Genomic DNA, 17220 nt, shown 5'->3' with positions numbered 1-17220 from the left:
CGCCGGCGGCGGTCCATGACGCAGATCAGATGCGCAAGGGAGATTGCGGTTGTCCGAGCAGAACTTTGACATGGTCGTCCTCGGCGGAGGAAGCGCGGGTTATGCCGCTGCGATCCGCGCCGTCGAACTCGGACTCACCGCGGTGGTGATCGAGAAGGACAAGCTCGGCGGCACCTGTCTCCACCGCGGCTGCATCCCGACGAAGGCGCTGCTGCACGCGGCCGAAGTCGCCGAGGTCTCGAAGGACGCGGCGAAGTACGGCGTGAAGACCGCCTACGAGGGCATCGACATCAACGGCGTCTCCGCGTACCGCGAGGGCATCGTCGCCAGCAAGTGGAAGGGCCTGCAGGGCCTCCTCAAGGCTCGCGGCATCCCCGTGGTCGAGGGCGAGGGCCGCCTCGTCGCCGCCAACACGGTGCAGGTCGGCGACGACCGCTACGTCGGCAAGAACGTCGTGCTGGCCACCGGCTCCTACTCGCGGTCGCTGCCCGGCCTCGAGATCGGCGGTCGCGTCATCACGAGCGAGCAGGCGCTCGAGCTCGACTTCGTGCCGAAGAAGGTCGCGGTGCTCGGCGGCGGCGTCATCGGCGTCGAGTTCGCGAGCGTCTGGCGCTCGTTCGGCGCCGAGGTGACCATCATCGAAGCGCTCCCCCACCTCGTCCCGAACGAGGAGGAGTCGATTTCCAAGCAGCTCGAGCGCGCGTTCCGCAAGCGCGGCATCGAGTTCTCGCTCGGCGTTCGCTTCCAGGGCGTCACGCAGGACGAGCAGGGCGTCGTCATCACCCTCGAGAACGGCCAGAGCTACGAGGCCGAGCTGCTGCTCGTCGCCGTCGGCCGCGGCCCCTCGACCCAGGGTCTCGGCTTCGAAGAGACCGGCATCACGATGGATCGCGGCTTCGTGTTGACGAACGAGCGCCTCGCCACGAACGTCCCCGGCGTCTACGCCGTCGGCGACATCGTCCCCGGCCTCCAGCTTGCACACCGCAGCTACCAGCAGGGCATCTTCGTCGCCGAGGAGATCGCGGGCCTGAACCCGATCGTCGTCGAGGACGTGAACGTCCCGAAGATCACTTACTGCGAGCCCGAGATCGCCTCGGTCGGCTACACCGAGGCCAAGGCCGCGGAGAAGTTCGGCGCCGAGCAGATCAGCTCGTACGACTACAACCTCGCGGGCAACGGCAAGTCGAGCATCCTCGGCACCGGCGGCTCGGTGAAGGTCGTGCGCGTGAACGACGGCCCCATCGTCGGCGTGCACATGATCGGCGGCCGAGTCGGCGAGCTCATCGCCGAGGCCCAGCTGGCCGTGAACTGGGAGGCGTACCCCGAGGACATCGCCCCGTTCATCCACGCGCACCCGACGCAGGCCGAGGCCTTCGGCGAGGCCGTGCTGAAGCTCGCCGGCAAGCCGCTGCACGCCATCTGAGCCCGCTGCCCGCCCAACGACTGCAATAAGCTAGAAAGCGTTCCCACGCTGTGAAGGAGACAAGCGCATGAGCGAATCCGTCAGCCTCCCGGCACTCGGTGAGAGTGTCACTGAAGGCACGGTCACCCGCTGGCTGAAGAATGTCGGCGACCGTGTCGAGGTCGACGAGCCGCTGCTCGAGGTCTCGACCGACAAGGTCGACACCGAGATCCCGTCGCCCGTCGCGGGTGTCATCGAGGCGATCCTCGTCCAGGAGGACGAGACCGTCGAGGTCGGTACCGCGCTCGTGACGATCGGCGACGGCTCCGGTGCTGCGGCACCCGAGGCCGCCGCCCCCGAGGCAGCTGCGCCCGCGCCCGCCGAGGCACCGGCCGCCGAGCCGGTCGCGGCACCGCCTGCACCCGAGCCCGTCGCACCGGCAGCTCCCGCCGCCGCACCCGAGCCCGTCGCTCCGGCAGCACCGGCCGCTGCACCCGAGCCCGCTCCGGCACCGGCAGCACCGGCCGCTGCACCCGAGCCCGTCGCACCGGCGGCTCCCGCCGCTGCGCCGGCACCGGTGGCCGCACCCGAGGCCGCTCCGGCTCCGGCAGCCCCGGCCGCACCCGCTGCGGCTGCGGCTCCCGCGCCCACCGGCGGCGCCCACGCCGGCCCCTCGGGCTACGTCACCCCGATCGTGCGCAAGCTCGCGAACGAGCAGGGCGTCGACCTCGCCAGCGTCACCGGCACCGGTGTCGGCGGTCGCATCCGCAAGCAGGACGTGATCTCGGCTCACGCGGCACCCGCCGCTGCCGCCGCCACCCCGGCGGTGCGCACGCCGCTCGAGACCTCCCCGCTGCGCGGCACCACCGTGCCGATGACGCGTCTGCGCAAGGTCGTCGCCGAGCGCGCGGTCGTCTCGATGACGTCCACGGCGCAGCTCACGACGGTCGTCGAGGTCGACGTGACCCGCGTCGCGCGGTTCCGCGACCGCGTCAAGGGCGACTTCCTCGCGAAGACCGGCAACAAGCTCTCGTTCCTGCCGTTCTTCGCCCTGGCTGCCGCCGAGGCGCTGCGCGCGTACCCGATCATCAACTCGACGGTCGACGGCGACAGCATCGTCTACCCGGCGCAGGAGAACATGAGCATCGCGGTCGACACCGAGCGCGGCCTGCTCACGCCGGTCATCCGCAACGCGGGTGAGCTCGACATCGCCGGCCTCGCCGCGCAGATCGCCGACCTCGCCGACCGCACGCGCAACAACCAGCTGAAGCCCGACGAGCTCGCCGGCGGCACGTTCACCCTCACGAACACCGGTTCGCGCGGCGCGCTGTTCGACACGCCCGTCGTGTTCCTGCCGCAGTCCGCGATCCTCGGCACCGGCATCGTCGTCAAGCGCCCGGTCGTCGTGAGCCAGGACGGCGCCGACGCGATCGCCGTGCGCTCGATGGTCTACCTCGCCCTGTCGTACGACCACCGCATCATCGACGGCGCCGACGCCGCCCGCTTCCTCACGGCAGTCAAGGACCGTCTCGAAGAGGGTGCGTTCGACGCCGACCTCGGCATCTAGTCGAAGAGCTCTCGAAGACGCCAACCGGCCTCGCTCCTCATCACGAGGAGCGAGGCCGGTTCGCGTTCGGGGTCGGCGTACGGCACCCGCACGAGCACGGCATCCCCCATCGCAGCGGTGATTTCGAGGGCGTCGAGGGCGTAGCCCGCCGGCTCGATGTCCGCTCCCTCGCGCGCGCCGGACAGCAGCGCGAGGTCGGCCCGCTCGATCGCCGAACCCGTCTGATCGACCTGCGCGAGGCACGCCGCGTCGAGCGCGTCGAAGCAGTCCTGCCGGAGCGCGAGCAGCGCCGCGGCCGCCTCGACCGAATCCTCGACCGCACCGCGGTCGGGTTCAGGCGCCGCATCGACCGTCTCGCCCTCCGGGGTCGCACCGCGGTCGTCACCCTCGACGGCCACCTCACTCCCGTCTGCCTCCTCGACGTCCCCGCCGGGGTCGGCGGGTGCGACGCCCGCTCCAGTGGCGCTCCCGCCGTCGCCCGCGGCCTGCTCGCCGGCGGGCGGCACGAGCGTCAGCAGCAGCACCAGCGCGGCACCGCCCGCCAGGCCCGCGACGAGCACGGTGCGGCGGCGCGCGAGCAGGGCCCGCCGCAGCCGCGAGGCGAGCGACGGAACGGGGTCGACGTCCGCGAGGCTCGCCCCGTGCTCGAACGCGTCGGCCGGCACCTGGGCGAGCGCCGCCAGGGTGCCGAGCAGCCCGCGACGGGGTGACCGCTGGGCGTCGTGTCCCGGCGTCGTGTCGCCCTGATCGAAGCGGCCCCGCTCCCCCACAGGCCCGGCTGTGCCCAGCGGATCGGCCACGCGCGCGGGAATCGCCCCGGGCTGGCCCGTCACGCGAACCCCGCGCAGCGGCGAGGCGGCGGCCGACTCGAACAGCGTACGCTCCAGCAGCGCCTCGCTGCGGACGAACGGCCTAGCGGCGGCCGCGTCGCCGATCGCCGCGACTGCCCGGTCGAGGCTGCCCACGGGGCGTGTCGCCTCCGCCACTGCCGCGACGAGCTCTGCCAGCACCGCATGGCCCGCACGGAGCAGCTCGGTGCGTTCGATCGCGCTCGAGACCTCGTCGAGCCGCCGGATCGCGCCGAGTCCGATCAGCCTCGGGCGACCGACCCCGTCGATGAGCACGTCGTTCGGCGCGAGTCTCGTGTGCACGTAGCCCGCTTCGGCCAGCCCGGCGACGGCGACCGCGATGGGAGCGAGCAGCGTGACGGCCTCACCCGGTTCGAGGGCCCGCTCCGTCAGCAGGCGTGCGAGCGTCGGCCCGGCGATCCGTTCGACGGCCAGCACGCAGCGCCCGTCGTCGAGTGCCGTGACATCGATGAGCGCAGGCAGCGTGCCCGTGGCATCCGCCGTCATCGCCGAGATCTCGCCGGCGACGCGCGCGTCGTCGCCACCCGCCTCGTAGATGCGCACGGCGACCACCGCGCGCGGCGACTCGGCCTCGGCCGGGTGGAGGCTGCTCGCGAGGTAGATCGCGGCACGATCGCCCGTCGCCAGGCGCCGCAGCAGGCGATAGCCCGAGACGACCGCGCGGTCGCCATCGGCGTGGGTCGGTGGCACCGAAACGGCGCCCGAGCCCGAACCCGTCTGCGGTGGCGTGGCCGGGGTCGGTCGGCGGCGCGAGTGTCGTCTCATCCCCGAACTCTCGTCGACGGCGCGCACCCGCATCGATCCAACGGGCGGATCGGGGCGACGGCGGAAGCCATGCCCTCTGGGGAGGACGAGTCGCCTAGACTGGCCGAATGCTCGACATCGTCGTCACGGGGCTAAGCGCCAACTCCGTGCCGTACATCGAGGGTCTCGACCTTCAGCGCGCCGTCCATCGCGCGGTCGTCGCGGGCGAACGCCCCGACACCGTCCTCCTCCTGGAGCACCCCTCCGTCTACACCGCCGGGAAGCGCACCGCTCCCGATGAGCGACCCGACGACGGCACCCCCGTCATCGACGTCGATCGCGGCGGCAAGATCACCTGGCACGGGCCGGGTCAGCTCGTGGGGTACCCGATCATCCATCTCACCGAACCGGTCGACGTGGTCGGCTACGTCCGACAGCTCGAGGGCGTCCTCATCGACGTGCTCCACGGCGTCGGTGTCGACGGTCGCCGTGTCGACGGCCGCTCGGGCGTCTGGGTCGGCCCCGAGGGCGGTGAGAACAAGATCGCCGCCATCGGCATCCGCGTCGCCGACGGCGTCACGATGCACGGGTTCGCCCTCAACTGCTCGAACTCGCTCGAGCCGTACGAGAAGATCGTCGCCTGCGGCATCCGCGACGCGGGGATCACCACGATCAGCCGCGAGCTCGGACGAACGGTGACGCCGGCCGACCTCGTCGACGCCGTCAGCGCACGCCTCCGCCTCGAGTTCGAGCGGGCGCTGGCCGCGTGAGCACCGTCCCCGAGGGGCGCAGACTGCTGCGCCTCGAAGTCCGCAACGCCCAGACGCCCATCGAACGCAAGCCCGAGTGGATCAAGACCCGGGCGAAGATGGGTCCCGAGTACCGTGCCCTGCAGTCGCTCGTGAAGAGCGAGGAACTGCACACGGTCTGCCAGGAGGCCGGCTGCCCGAACATCTACGAGTGCTGGGAGGACCGCGAAGCGACCTTCCTCATCGGCGGTTCGCAGTGCACGAGGCGCTGCGACTTCTGCCAGATCGACACCGGCAAGCCGGCCGACTTCGACGCCGACGAGCCGCGCCGGGTCGGAGAATCGGTCGTGCGGATGCAGCTGCGCTATTCGACGGTCACGGGCGTCGCCCGCGACGACCTTGCCGACGGCGGCGCGTGGCTCTACGCCGAGACGATCCGCGAGATCCATCGGCAGTCGCCCGGCACCGGCGTGGAGATCCTCGTGCCCGACTTCAACGGCGTGCCCGAACTCCTCGGCGAGGTGTTCTCCGCACGGCCCGAGGTCTTCGCACACAACGTCGAGACGGTGCCGCGCATCTTCAAGCGCATCCGCCCGGCATTCCGCTACGAGCGGTCGCTCGACGTGATCACCCAGGGTCGCGACGCCGGCCTCATCACCAAGTCGAACCTCATCCTCGGCATGGGCGAGGAGCGCGAGGAGGTCTCCCAGGCCCTGCGCGACCTCCATGACGCGGGCACCGACATCATCACGGTGACCCAGTACCTGCGTCCGAGCCCGCGCCACCTGCCGGTGGCGCGCTGGGTTCGTCCCGAGGAGTTCCTCGAGATCAAGGCGGAGGCCGAGGAGATCGGCTTCCTCGGCGTGCTCGCGGGCCCGCTGGTGCGCTCGTCCTACCGGGCGGGCCGCCTCTGGGCCCAGTCGATGCGGGCGAAGGGCCGCGAACTCCCGACCGAGCTCGCGCACCTCGCCGACGCGTCGCTCGGGTTCGCTCAGGCCGTCGGCTGATCCGATCGCGAACCGGTACCACCTGCTCGGACCGCGATGTCCCACGCGGTCCGAGCAGGCCCCCGCCGCCGGTATCCTAGGAACCATGGCACGCACCAAGGACGCATCGAAGGCTCAGAAGGAGCCCGGCCGCCTCAAGCAGATGTGGCAGGTCTTCCAGATGACCCGCCGCTACGACTCGACCGCGCAGTGGCTGATGCTCCTGGCGTTCCTCGGTCCGATCGTCGTCGGCCTGGCGCTCGCGCTGTGGCTCGGCGAGGGCAACGGCTTCACCATCGCGCTCTGGATCGTCGCCGGCGTCCTCGCCGGCCTCCTCCTCGCGCTCCTGGTGCTCGGGCGCCGTGCCGAGCGCGCCGCGTACTCGCAGATCGACGGCCAGCCGGGCGCCGTAGGCGCCGTGCTCCGCAGCGGTCTGCGCGGCAGCTGGGTCGGCAACGAGATGCCCGTCGCGGTCAACGGCAAGACCCAGGACGCGGTGTACCGCGCCGTCGGCAAGGGCGGTGTCGCACTCATCAGCGAGGGCCCGGTCTCCCGCACCCAGCGCATGCTCGACGACGAGCAGCGCAAGGTCGCGCGAGTGCTCCCGAACGTGCCCATCACGCTCATCTCGGTCGGGCACGACGAGGGTTCCATTGAGCTGTACCGTCTCGCCGCGACCCTGCGCAAGACGAAGAAGGCGCTCACGAAGCCCGAGGTGCTCGCGGTCTCGAACCGACTGAACTCCCTCCAGACGGCACTGCCGATCCCGAAGGGCATCGACCCCATGAAGGCGCGGCCGCAGCGCGGCAAGATGCGCTGAGCGCACACTTCGGCCACGCGGCATCCGTCTCGATTCGACGGGTGCCGCGTTCGTCGTTCAGGGCCCGTTCGTCGTTCAGGGCCCGGATGCCCCGCCGGCGACTACGAGCGGATGAGCACCGTGCGGGCGACCTTGTCGTGGAAGCCGCGCTGGTCGGAGTCCCACACGAGCGCGGGGATCACGAGGAGCAGGAGGCCGGTTCGCACGATCGGCCGGACGAAGCCGACCCAGCCGCCCTCGACGGCAACGACGTGCATGCCGAACAGGCGGTGCCCGATGCTGCCGCCGATGGTCGGGATGAAGACGATCTGCAGCACCGCGAAGACGAGCGGGGTGACCCACGTGTAGGCGACCGATTCGTAGGGCGTCACGAGCAGCGAGAGCAGCATCGCGCTGCCCCAGTCGACGAGCAGGGCGAGGATTCGCCGGCCCGCACGGGCGACCGAACCACGCCCCTCGTCGGGGAGTCCGAGTCGTTCGCCGGGCCACCGGCTCGGGTCGAGATCGCCGAATGTCTGAGGTTTCGCGTCGGGCACCTGATGATTCTACCGAAGCCGTGCTGGCGTAACATGGCCGAAACATTCCGGTCATGGTCGGGAAACGGCGCGCGGATAGCGTCGCTCGTGGCTGTGCAAGACCGTTCCGCTACCCGCCCCCTTGGAGACGCCGAAACATGTTCACCGATTCGTCCGAAGTGCTCAAGTTCATCAAGGAGACGGATGTCAAGTTCCTCGACATCCGCTTCACCGACCTCCCGGGCGTGCAGCAGCACTTCAACATCCCGGCCTCGACGGTCGACGAGGAGTTCTTCACGGTCGGTCAGCTCTTCGACGGCTCCTCGATCCGCGGCTTCGCGAACATCCACGAGTCGGACATGCAGCTCATCCCCGACGTGACGACCGCGTACGTCGACCAGTTCCGTGCCGAGCGCACGCTCGTCATGGTCTTCGACATCTACAACCCGCGCAACGGCGAGATCTACGCGAAGGACCCGCGCCAGGTCGCCAAGAAGGCCGAGAAGTACCTCGCCTCGACCGGCATCGCCGACACCGCGTACTTCGCCCCCGAGGCGGAGTTCTACATCTTCGACGACGTGCGCTACGAGATCAACCAGCACTCGAGCTTCTACTCGGTCGACTCCGAAGAGGGCGCCTGGAACAGCGGCCGCGCGGAAGAGGGCGGCAACCTCGGCAACAAGACGCCCTTCAAGGGTGGCTACTTCCCCGTCAGCCCGGTCGACAAGACGGCGGACCTGCGCGACGACATCTCGCTCAAGCTCATCGAGGCGGGTTTCCAGCTCGAGCGTTCGCACCACGAGGTGGGCACCGGCGGACAGCAGGAGATCAACTACCGCTTCGACACGATGGTGCACGCGGCCGACGACATCCTGAAGTTCAAGTACATCGTGAAGAACACCGCCGACCAGTGGGGCAAGACGGCGACCTTCATGCCGAAGCCCCTCTTCGGCGACAACGGGTCGGGCATGCACACCCACCAGTCGCTCTGGAACGACGGCAAGCCGCTGTTCTACGACGAGGCGGGCTACGGCGGGCTCTCCGATCTCGCTCGCTGGTACATCGGCGGCCTGCTCAAGCACGCCCCGGCCGTGCTCGCCTTCACCAACCCGAGCGTCAACTCCTTCCGCCGCCTCGTTCCCGGCTTCGAGGCTCCCGTCAACCTCGTGTACTCGGCCGGCAACCGCTCGGCGTGCATCCGCATTCCGATCACCGGCACCAACCCGAAGGCCAAGCGCATCGAGTTCCGCGTGCCCGACGGCGCGTCGAACCCGTACCTCGCCTTCGCCGCGCAGCTCATGGCCGGCCTCGACGGCATCAAGAACCGCATCGAGCCGCACGAGCCCGTCGACAAGGACCTCTACGAGCTCCCGCCCGAGGAGGCCAAGGCCATCCCGCAGCTCCCGGGTTCGCTCGACGCCGCGCTCGACGCGCTCGAGGCCGACCACGACTTCCTCCTCGAGGGCGGCGTGTTCACCAAGGAGCTCATCGAGACCTGGATCGACTACAAGCGCGAGAAGGAGCTGAAGCCCCTCGCTCAGCGCCCGCACCCGTTCGAGTTCGAGCTCTACTACGGCGTCTGATCCACCCGCAGCCCCCTGCTGCCCAGGAAGGGCCGTCCCGCGCGAGCGGGGCGGCCCTTCCGTCGTTGTGCGCGACGTGCGAGCGCGTGGGCGGCGGGCGCGGCTGCACCCGCACCCGCAGCCGCGGAGCCGCTAGGCGGTCGCGCGGTGCTTCGCGGCCCACGCGGCCGCTCTCGGGCCGAACGCCCTGAGATGCGGCCACGGACGGTGTCCGAAGCGCTCGCCTCGTGCTTCGATGAACGGCTCGGCCTTCGTCCAGGTGCGCGCCAGGACGTCGCCCCACTCCTCGAGTGCGAGCTCCTCGCTGATGTACCGCCGATTGACGTACATCGCGAAGATGTCGAACATCGCGAGCGAGCGGTTGATCTGCTGGTAGCCGTCGAGGTCGTCGTCCTGAATGGAGCCCAGTCGGCTCTCGTCGAGCGCGTTGAGGCGTCGGCGCCCTTCCTGCAGGTCGGGTTCGATGAGTGCCCGATGCATGCTGAGGAAGAGGTCTCGGCGGTCCTTCGCCCGTTGCAGGGCGAAGGAGAGCAGCGTGAATCCGAATGCGGCGATGGAGATGACGAGGGCGATGGCACCGGTGATGTCTGACATTTGCTGCGAGCCTATCGACGGGCCGTTCGGCGTGCACGACCCCTTCTCGGGGCGATCGGGCTCGGCGAGCCAATGGGGGTCGCGGAAGCCACGGGGTCGGCCCCGTGGCATCCGCACCGACGCTCGTGGCGAGGGTCAGACGGTGGGTTCGCGCTTCGGCTCGAGACCGTAGAAGCCTCGATCGAACACGGCACGGGCACGGCGCGTGAGCTGCAGGTAGTCGTGCTCGAGCTGGGTGGCCGAACCGGCGGGATATCCCATGATGCGGGCGACGCCCTCGAGCTGCGAGCGCTCGACGGGCAGCACGTCGGTCGTGCGGTCGAGCCAGAGCGTCAACGCCGATCGGGCGCGCGAGGCGAACACCCACGCGGCCCGCAGCGTCTCGGCGTCGTCGGACTCGACGAGCCCCGCCTCGGTCGCGGCCTCGAGGGCCCCGAGCGTCGACGTCGTGCGGAGCGCGGTGATCTCGGCGGCGTGCTGCAACTGCACGAGCTGCACGAACCACTCGACGTCGGAGATCGAACCCCGTCCGAGCTTCAGGTGACGGGTGGGGTCGGCGCCCTGCGGCAGGCGCTCGTTCTCGACGCGGGCCTTGATGCGCTTGACCTCGCGCACCGCCTGCTCGGCGATCTCGCGCGGGTAGCGCACGGTGTCGGCCAGCTCGGTGAAGTCGGCGACGAGCGCCGCGTCGCCGGCGACGCCGCGGGCGCGCAGGAGCGCCTGCGCCTCCCACGTCAGCGACCAGCGGGAGTAGTAGGCGCGATAGGCGTCGAGCGAGCGGGCGACCACGCCGTTGCGCCCCTCGGGCCGGAGGTCGGCATCGAGGTCGAAGGGCAGCCGCGCGTCCTCGGAGAGGCGCACGAGCTCGCTCACGATGCGGAGGGCGCGCGAGTGCGCGGCGTCGGCTTCGGCCCCCTGCGAGCGGTACACGTAGATGATGTCGGCGTCGGAGCCGATGCCGAGCTCGCGCCCGCCGAACCGCCCCATGCCGATCACGGCGAACTCGATGCCGTCGGGCTCGTCGCCGCGGATCGCGGACACGAGCGCGGCGATGTGGTTCTCGGTGAGGTCGCTGAGTCCGTGGCCCAGCTCTTCGACGGTGCAGACGTCGAGGATGCCCGCGAGGGCGAGACGCAGCATCTCGCGACGCCGGATGGCGCGGAAGATCTTTGCCGCATCGTCGGTCTCGCCATGGCGCCGGAGCACAGCGCTGGTCTCGTCCTGCAGGGCCGCGAGCGAGCGCGGCCGCAGCTCCTCGACGTCTTCGAGCCAGGCGACCGCTTCGGGGGCGCGCTCAAGGAGTTCGGCCGCATAGCGCGAGCCCGAGAGCACGCGGGTGAGGCGGAGCGCGGCGTCCGAGGAGTCGCGCAGGAGCCGGAGGTACCAGTGCGTCGTGCCGAGCGTGTCGCTCAGGCGCCGGAACGAGAGCAGTCCGAAGTCGGGATCGGTGCCCTCGGCGAACCAGGAGATCAGCACGGGCATGAGGTGCCGCTGGATCGTCGCGCGACGCGAGAGCCCCGAGGTCAGGGCGGCGATGTGCGCGAGCGCCCCGCGCGGATCGCGGAACCCGATCGCGGCGAGGCGGGCCTCGGCCTGCGCGCTCGTGAGCTCGAGGCCCGACGCGGGCAGCGCCGCGACCGCGGAGAGGAGCGGGCGGTAGAAGAGCCGCTGGTGGAGCCCGCGCACGCGCTGCCTGGTCGACTGCCAGACCCTCGTGAGCTCGGCGGCGTCGCGGCCGAGGCCCGAGGCCCTGGCGAGCACGCGCAGCCGATCGGCGTCGCGGGGCATGAGGTGGGTGCGGCGCAGGCGCTCGAGCTGCAGTCGGTGCTCGAGCACCCGGAGCACGCGATAGTCGCGCGAGAACTCCCCCGCCTCCTCACGACCGACGTAGCCGCCGTCGGCCAGCGCGGTGAGCGCGCGCAGGGTGCCGCCCTGGCGGATCGAGTCGTCGCTCGCGCCGTGCACGAGCTGCAGCAGCTGCACTGTGAACTCGATGTCGCGGAGCCCCCCGGGGCCGAGCTTCACCTGCACGTCGACCTCGTCGGCAGGGATGTGCTCGGTGACCCGCTCGCGCATGCGCTGCACCGACTCGACGAAGCCCTCGCGGCTCGAGCTCGACCAGACCATGGGCGCGACGCCCGCCGCATAGCGTGCGCCGAGCTCGAGATCGCCGGCGAGCGGGCGGGCCTTCAGCAGGGCCTGGAACTCCCAGCTCTTCGCCCAGCGCTCGTAGTACTGGAGGTGCGAGTCGAGGGTGCGCACGAGCGCCCCGTCCTTGCCCTCGGGGCGCAGGTTCGGGTCGACCTCCCAGAGCGGCGGCTCGATGCCGTGCTCGCCGATGAGGCGCATCGCCACCATGGCCAGACGGGTGGCGATCTCGACGGCGCGCGGGGTCGGCACGACCGCTTCGTCGCCCGACTCGGCGACGAAGATCACGTCGACGTCGCTGACGTAGTTCAGTTCACGGGCGCCGGCCTTGCCCATGCCGATGATCGCGAGCCGCGTCGCGGCCACCTCGGCTGCGGGATACCTTCCGGGCGAGGCGGGCGCGCCCTCCGCGCGCGACACGATGCGACGTGCGCCGGCGACCGCCGCGTCGAGGGCCGCACCCGCGAGGTCGGCGAGACCGGCGGCCACGACGTCGACGACGTCGACCGCGTCGTGGCGCGTGAGGTCGTAGACCGCGACGCCCGCGAGGAGCCGACGGTAGCGCGCGCGGATCGCGGCGGCGATCGTGTCGGGATCGTCGGCGACGGCGCCCGACAACTCGTCGACCGCGGCGAGGAGGAGGGTGCGGGCCTCGGCGGACGAGGGCGGCGGCATCGGCAGCGCGCGCAGCAGGTCGATGTCGGCGGGGTGGCGGCTCAGGAAGTCGGCGAGCCCGCGGGAGGCGCCCACGAGCCGTGCCAGCCGGTCGGCCGCCGCGGGCTCGGCGAGCACCGCGACGACTTCAGTGGGGGCGCGATCGTGGAGGCGTTCGAGCTCGGCGAGGGCCGAGTCGGGGTCGGCCGCGGCGCCGAGCGCCTCGAGCAGTGCTTCGCCGTCGAGACCCGTCGCCTCGGCGAGTCGGCTCAGGCCGGCCGCCGCCCGATCGAGATCATCGAAGCCCGCCCGCGCGAGCCGACCGAGCGTCGGAGCCTGTCGAGACACGTCGCGGTCAGAGGATCTCGAGGTTGCGCTGCAACTCGAACGGCGTGACCTGCGAACGGTAGTCGCGCCATTCGGCCCGCTTGTTCGCGAGCACGTAGTTGTAGACCTGCTCGCCGAGTGTCTCGGCGACGAGCTCCGAGCCCTCCATGTACTCGATCGCATGGTCGAGGCTCGCCGGCAGCGGGTTGTACCCGAGGGCACGTCGTTCGCTGTCGGTGAGGGCCCACACGTCGTCCTCGGCCTCGGGCGGCAGCTCGTAGCCCTCCTCGATGCCCTTCATGCCGGCCGCGAGCAGCAGCGAGAAGGCGAGGTAGGGGTTGGCCGCCGAGTCGATGGCGCGGTACTCGACGCGGGCGCTCTGGCCCTTGTTGGGCTTGTAGAGCGGCACCCGCACGAGCGCCGAGCGGTTGTTGTGGCCCCAGCAGATGAAGCTCGGGGCCTCGTCGCCGCCCCAGAGGCGCTTGTACGAGTTCACGAACTGGTTCGTCACGGCCGAGATCTCGTTCGCGTGCCGCAGCAGGCCGGCGATGAAGTGGCGGCCGATCTTCGAGAGCTGGTACTGCGCGCCGGGCTCGTAGAAGGCGTTGGTGTCGCCCTCGAAGAGCGACAGGTGGGTGTGCATGCCCGAACCCGGGTACTGCGAGAACGGCTTCGGCATGAACGTCGCGTAGACGCCCTGCTCGATCGCCACCTCCTTCACGACCGTGCGGAAGGTCATGATGTTGTCGGCCGTCGTCAGCGCGTCGGCGTAGCGGAGGTCGATCTCGTTCTGGCCGGGACCCGCCTCGTGGTGGCTGAACTCGACCGAGATGCCGAGGTCTTCGAGCATGCGCACCGAACGACGACGGAAGTCGTGCGCGGTACCGCCCGGCACGTTGTCGAAGTAGCCGGCCGAGTCGACGGGGATGGGTCCGTCTTCGCCGAACTTCGACGAGCGCAGCAGGTAGAACTCGATCTCGGGGTGCGTGTAGAACGTGAAGCCGCGATCGGCCGCCCGCTCGAGCGTGCGCTTGAGCACGTTGCGGGGATCGGCGACGGCCGGCTCGCCGTCGGGGGTCGTGATGTCGCAGAACATGCGCCCGGTCGGGTCGATGTCGCCGCGCCACGGGAGCGTCTGGAAGGTCGACGGGTCGGGATAGGCCAGGAGGTCGGACTCGAAGGTGCGGCTGAGCCCCTCGATGGCGGAGCCGTCGAAGCCGATGCCCTCGGTGAAGGCGCCCTCGACCTCGGCCGGTGCGATCGCGACCGACTTCAGGGTGCCGACGACGTCGGTGAACCAGAGCCTGACGAACTTGACGCCCCGCTCCTCGATCGTGCGAAGAACGAAGTCACGCTGCTTATCCATCCACACCCTCTCTCGCATCATCCAGAGTACTGGCTCGCACTCCCTTCACCGCGACGTTCCGTGGGCGGATGCCTCACCGGCGTGTGCGAGGATGGCGACATGTCAGGCGAGCCCCAGACCGCAGCATCCGACGACCAGCCGGTCGAGCAGAACCCGTACGGGGGCGCGCCGACGCCGGGTGCCCCGAAGCGGGTGCGCACGCGGCATTTCCAGAACGCGAAGCGCGACGGCATCAAGATCACGGGGCTCACGAGCTACGACCAGCTCACGGCCCGCATCTTCGACGAGGCCGGCATCGACTTCCTCCTCGTCGGCGACTCGGCCGGCAACAACGTGCTCGGCTACGAGACGACGCTCCCGGTCACCGTCGACGACCTGATCCCGCTGACCCGCGCCGTCGCCGGCGCCGTGCGGCGCGCGTTCGTCATCGCGGACATGCCGTTCGGCTCGTACGAGAACGGCCCCGAGGACGCACTGCACACCGCGGTGCGCTTCATGAAGGAGACCGGCGCCCACGCCGTCAAGCTCGAGGGCGGTGAGCGCAGCCACAAGCAGATCCGCCGCATCGTCGGCGCAGGCATCCCGGTGATGGCGCACATCGGCTACACCCCGCAGAGCGAGCACGGCCTCGGCGGCCACGTCATCCAGGGGCGCGGCGAGGGCGTCAAGCAGCTCCTCGCCGATGCGAAGGCCGTGCAGGACGCGGGCGCGTTCGCCGTCGTGCTCGAGATGGTGCCCGCCGACGCGGCGCGTCAGGTCACCGAGCTGCTCGACATCCCCACGATCAGCGTCGGCGCAGGCCCGCACACCGATGGTCAGCTGCTCGTCTGGACGGACTGGGCGGGCCTCACGATCGGGCGCGTGCCGAAGTTCGTCAAGCAGTACGCCGACCTCTCGGGCATCCTCGCGAACGCCGCCAAGGCGTGGCGCGACGACGTCGAGTCGGGCAGCTACCCCAACGCCGAGCACTCGTACGAGTAGCGCCCGGCGGCGCGGCCGCCGCTCAGCTCTCCTGGGCGTCCTCCTCGGCCCACTTGGCGCTGTTCGCACGCAGGATCTCGAGCGCCCGCTCGGCCTCCGCGTGCGTCTCGAACGGGCCGACCCGATCGACCGACGGCGAGACGAATCCGTGCTCGACCTCGCCGGTCTTGAGGTTGTACCAGTACCGGTGCTCGATGTCCTCGGCCATAGGCTGATCCTATGCCCAAGGATGCCTCCGGCCACCTGATCCCCGGCCGACTGTCACCGAATCGCCCCGTCCCGGCGTCGATCGCCCGACCCGAGTACGTCGGTCGCGCGGCCCCTGCCGCGAATCTCGACGGCGACCGCTACACGCCCGACGAGGTCGAGCGCATCCGCGCGGCCGGGCGCGTCGCCGCCGGCGCGATCGAGGCCGCGGCCGCGGCGATCCGGCCCGGCGTCACGACCGACGAGCTCGACCGCATCGCGCACGAGTACGTCGTCGCGCACGGCGCCTACCCGTCGACGCTCGGCTACCGGGGCTATCCGAAGTCGAGCTGCACCTCCGTCAACGAGGTCATCTGCCACGGCATCCCCGACGACACCGCGCTCGCCGACGGCGACCTCGTGAACATCGACGTCACCGCCTACCTCGACGGCATGCACGGCGACCTCAACCACACCTTCCTCGTCGGCGAGGCGGGCGGAGCCGACAGCGAGCCGGCGCTCCTCGTCGAGCGCACGCGCGAGGCGCTCGCGCGTGGCATCCGCGCCGTCGCCCCGGGTCGCCAGGTGAACGTCATCGGACGCGCGATCGAGGCGTACGCGAAGCGGTTCGGCTACGGCGTGGTGCGCGACTACACCGGCCACGGCGTGGGGCGCGCGTTCCACACCGGGCTCGTGATCCCCCACTTCGACGATCCGAGCGCGACGACCGTGATCGAGCCCGGCATGGTCTTCACGATCGAGCCGATGCTCACCCTCGGCACGATCGAGTGGGACGTCTGGGACGACGACTGGACGGTCGTCACCCGCGACCGCTCGCTCACCGCCCAGTTCGAGCACACGCTCGTCGTCACCGAGCGGGGCGCCGAGATCCTCACGCTCCCCTGAGCCTCGACGGCCGCCGCGCGTGCTCGGGCTAATGTGAAACGCATGAGCACGGAACTCGCGATCGGCATCGACATCGGCGGCACGGGCATCAAGGGCGCCGTCGTCGACCTCGGCTCGGGCGAGCTGGTCTCCGACCGCATCAAGGTGAAGACGCCCGAGGGCGGCCGCCCCGACGACATCCTCGCGGCGACCGAAGAGCTGCTCGGACGCCTCTCCGCCGACTTCGACGACTCGCTCCCCCTCGGCGTCTGCTTCCCCGCGATCGTGAAGCGCGGGCGCACGCTCTCGGCCGCGAACATCTCGCGCGAGTGGATCGGCCTGCCCGCCGAAGAGCTCTTCGAGCAGACGTTCGGCCGCGAGATCCACTTCATCAACGACGCGGATGCCGCCGGCTACGCCGAATCGCGCTACGGCGCGGCGGTCGACGCCGACGGGCTCGTGATCCTCACCACGCTCGGCACCGGCATCGGCTCGGCGTTCCTCTACGATGGCGTGCTCGTGCCGAACACCGAGCTCGGCCACATCGAGCTCGACGGGACCGAAGCCGAGAAGCGCGCCGCCTATTCGGCCATGGAGCGCGAGGGGCTCGACTGGGCGCAGTGGTCCGAGCGGCTGCAGCGCTTCTACGCCCACGTCGAGTTCATCTTCTCCCCCGACCTGTTCGTCATCGGAGGCGGCGTCTCGAAGCACCACGAGCAGTTCCTGCCGCTGCTCGAGCTGAAGACCCCGATCGTGCCGGCGGTGCACCGCAACAACGCGGGAATCCTCGGCGCCGCGTCGCTCGCGGCGAAATAGGGGCAAGCAAGCCGAGGCGAGCCGAGCC

The 17220-nt window shown here is 70.7% G+C and carries 15 protein-coding genes; 9 read left to right on the top strand and 6 right to left on the bottom strand.

What is annotated here, in order from left to right; translation table 11 throughout:
- Window positions 1-49 precede the first annotated feature (49 nt).
- Both lpdA and sucB read left to right on the top strand, forming a co-directional pair.
- Window positions 50-1423, top strand: a complete 1374-nt coding sequence (gene lpdA, locus ACFVTR_RS10140) for a dihydrolipoyl dehydrogenase (RefSeq protein WP_387036976.1) — start codon at window positions 50-52, stop codon at window positions 1421-1423.
- Window positions 1424-1490: 67 nt separating this feature from the next.
- Window positions 1491-2969, top strand: coding sequence for a 2-oxoglutarate dehydrogenase, E2 component, dihydrolipoamide succinyltransferase (gene sucB / locus ACFVTR_RS10135; RefSeq protein ID WP_387036973.1), 1479 nt, complete (start codon window positions 1491-1493; stop codon window positions 2967-2969).
- Here sucB and ACFVTR_RS10130 read toward each other — a convergent pair.
- Window positions 2966-4603, bottom strand: coding sequence for a hypothetical protein (locus tag ACFVTR_RS10130; RefSeq protein ID WP_387036972.1), 1638 nt, complete (start codon window positions 4601-4603; stop codon window positions 2966-2968). The two genes, sucB and ACFVTR_RS10130, sit on opposite strands and share 4 nt — an antisense overlap.
- Before the next feature lie 107 nt (window positions 4604-4710).
- On the opposite strand from ACFVTR_RS10130, the gene lipB reads away from it, so the two are divergent.
- The 3 genes from lipB (at window position 4711) to ACFVTR_RS10115 (ending at window position 7137) form a co-directional block, all read left to right on the top strand.
- Window positions 4711-5352, top strand: coding sequence for a lipoyl(octanoyl) transferase LipB (gene lipB, locus ACFVTR_RS10125; protein ID WP_387036970.1), 642 nt, complete (start codon window positions 4711-4713; stop codon window positions 5350-5352).
- Entirely contained in the window at window positions 5349-6338 is a 990-nt protein-coding gene (gene lipA, locus ACFVTR_RS10120; RefSeq protein ID WP_387036969.1) for a lipoyl synthase, read from the top strand. The genes lipB and lipA overlap by 4 nt, the downstream gene beginning before the upstream one ends.
- Window positions 6339-6423: 85 nt before the next feature.
- Complete coding sequence (locus tag ACFVTR_RS10115) at window positions 6424-7137, top strand: DUF4191 domain-containing protein (protein WP_387036968.1); 714 nt, start codon at window positions 6424-6426, stop codon at window positions 7135-7137.
- A 101-nt stretch (window positions 7138-7238) separates the two neighbouring features.
- Here ACFVTR_RS10115 and ACFVTR_RS10110 read toward each other — a convergent pair whose 3' ends face one another.
- Window positions 7239-7673 carry an RDD family protein gene (locus ACFVTR_RS10110; protein ID WP_387036967.1) on the bottom strand — a complete coding sequence of 145 codons (435 nt, stop codon included), beginning with the start codon at window positions 7671-7673 and terminating at the stop codon, window positions 7239-7241.
- 137 nt (window positions 7674-7810) lie between these two features.
- Here ACFVTR_RS10110 and glnA (ACFVTR_RS10105) point away from each other — a divergent pair, with 137 nt between their 5' ends.
- Window positions 7811-9235 carry a type I glutamate--ammonia ligase gene (gene glnA, locus ACFVTR_RS10105; protein WP_376945062.1) on the top strand — a complete coding sequence of 475 codons (1425 nt, stop codon included), beginning with the start codon at window positions 7811-7813 and terminating at the stop codon, window positions 9233-9235.
- A 132-nt stretch (window positions 9236-9367) separates the two neighbouring features.
- Here glnA (ACFVTR_RS10105) and ACFVTR_RS10100 read toward each other — a convergent pair whose 3' ends face one another.
- The 3 genes from ACFVTR_RS10100 to glnA (ACFVTR_RS10090) all read right to left on the bottom strand — a co-directional run bounded on the left by ACFVTR_RS10100 (window position 9368) and on the right by glnA (ACFVTR_RS10090) (window position 14324).
- Window positions 9368-9829, bottom strand: coding sequence for a hypothetical protein (locus ACFVTR_RS10100; protein WP_387036965.1), 462 nt, complete (start codon window positions 9827-9829; stop codon window positions 9368-9370).
- A gap of 135 nt (window positions 9830-9964) precedes the next feature.
- Entirely contained in the window at window positions 9965-12979 is a 3015-nt protein-coding gene (locus tag ACFVTR_RS10095; protein WP_387036963.1) for a bifunctional [glutamine synthetase] adenylyltransferase/[glutamine synthetase]-adenylyl-L-tyrosine phosphorylase, read from the bottom strand.
- A 7-nt stretch (window positions 12980-12986) separates the two neighbouring features.
- Window positions 12987-14324: a type I glutamate--ammonia ligase gene (glnA, locus tag ACFVTR_RS10090; protein ID WP_157424467.1), complete on the bottom strand. Its 1338-nt coding sequence runs from the start codon at window positions 14322-14324 to the stop codon at window positions 12987-12989.
- 99 nt (window positions 14325-14423) lie between these two features.
- On the opposite strand from glnA (ACFVTR_RS10090), the gene panB reads away from it, so the two are divergent.
- Window positions 14424-15305 carry a 3-methyl-2-oxobutanoate hydroxymethyltransferase gene (panB, locus tag ACFVTR_RS10085; protein ID WP_387036961.1) on the top strand — a complete coding sequence of 294 codons (882 nt, stop codon included), beginning with the start codon at window positions 14424-14426 and terminating at the stop codon, window positions 15303-15305.
- A 22-nt stretch (window positions 15306-15327) separates the two neighbouring features.
- On the opposite strand, the gene ACFVTR_RS10080 is transcribed toward panB, so the two are convergent.
- Window positions 15328-15513 (bottom strand): SPOR domain-containing protein, encoded by a 186-nt coding sequence (locus tag ACFVTR_RS10080; RefSeq protein ID WP_387036959.1) that lies wholly within the window; start codon window positions 15511-15513, stop codon window positions 15328-15330.
- Window positions 15514-15524: 11 nt separating this feature from the next.
- Here ACFVTR_RS10080 and map point away from each other — a divergent pair, with 11 nt between their 5' ends.
- Together map and ppgK are read left to right on the top strand one after the other, a co-directional pair.
- Window positions 15525-16397, top strand: a complete 873-nt coding sequence (gene map, locus ACFVTR_RS10075) for a type I methionyl aminopeptidase (RefSeq protein ID WP_387036957.1) — start codon at window positions 15525-15527, stop codon at window positions 16395-16397.
- A gap of 42 nt (window positions 16398-16439) precedes the next feature.
- Window positions 16440-17192: a polyphosphate--glucose phosphotransferase gene (gene ppgK, locus ACFVTR_RS10070; protein WP_387036955.1), complete on the top strand. Its 753-nt coding sequence runs from the start codon at window positions 16440-16442 to the stop codon at window positions 17190-17192.
- Window positions 17193-17220 lie beyond the last annotated feature (28 nt).

It is taken from the genome of Agromyces sp. NPDC058126, from assembly GCF_042884595.1.
In the GTDB taxonomy this organism is placed as follows: Bacteria; Actinomycetota; Actinomycetes; order Actinomycetales; family Microbacteriaceae; genus Agromyces.
The sequence above is the reverse complement of the archived record's forward strand: the minus strand, read 5'-3'. Positions and strand labels throughout refer to the sequence as shown.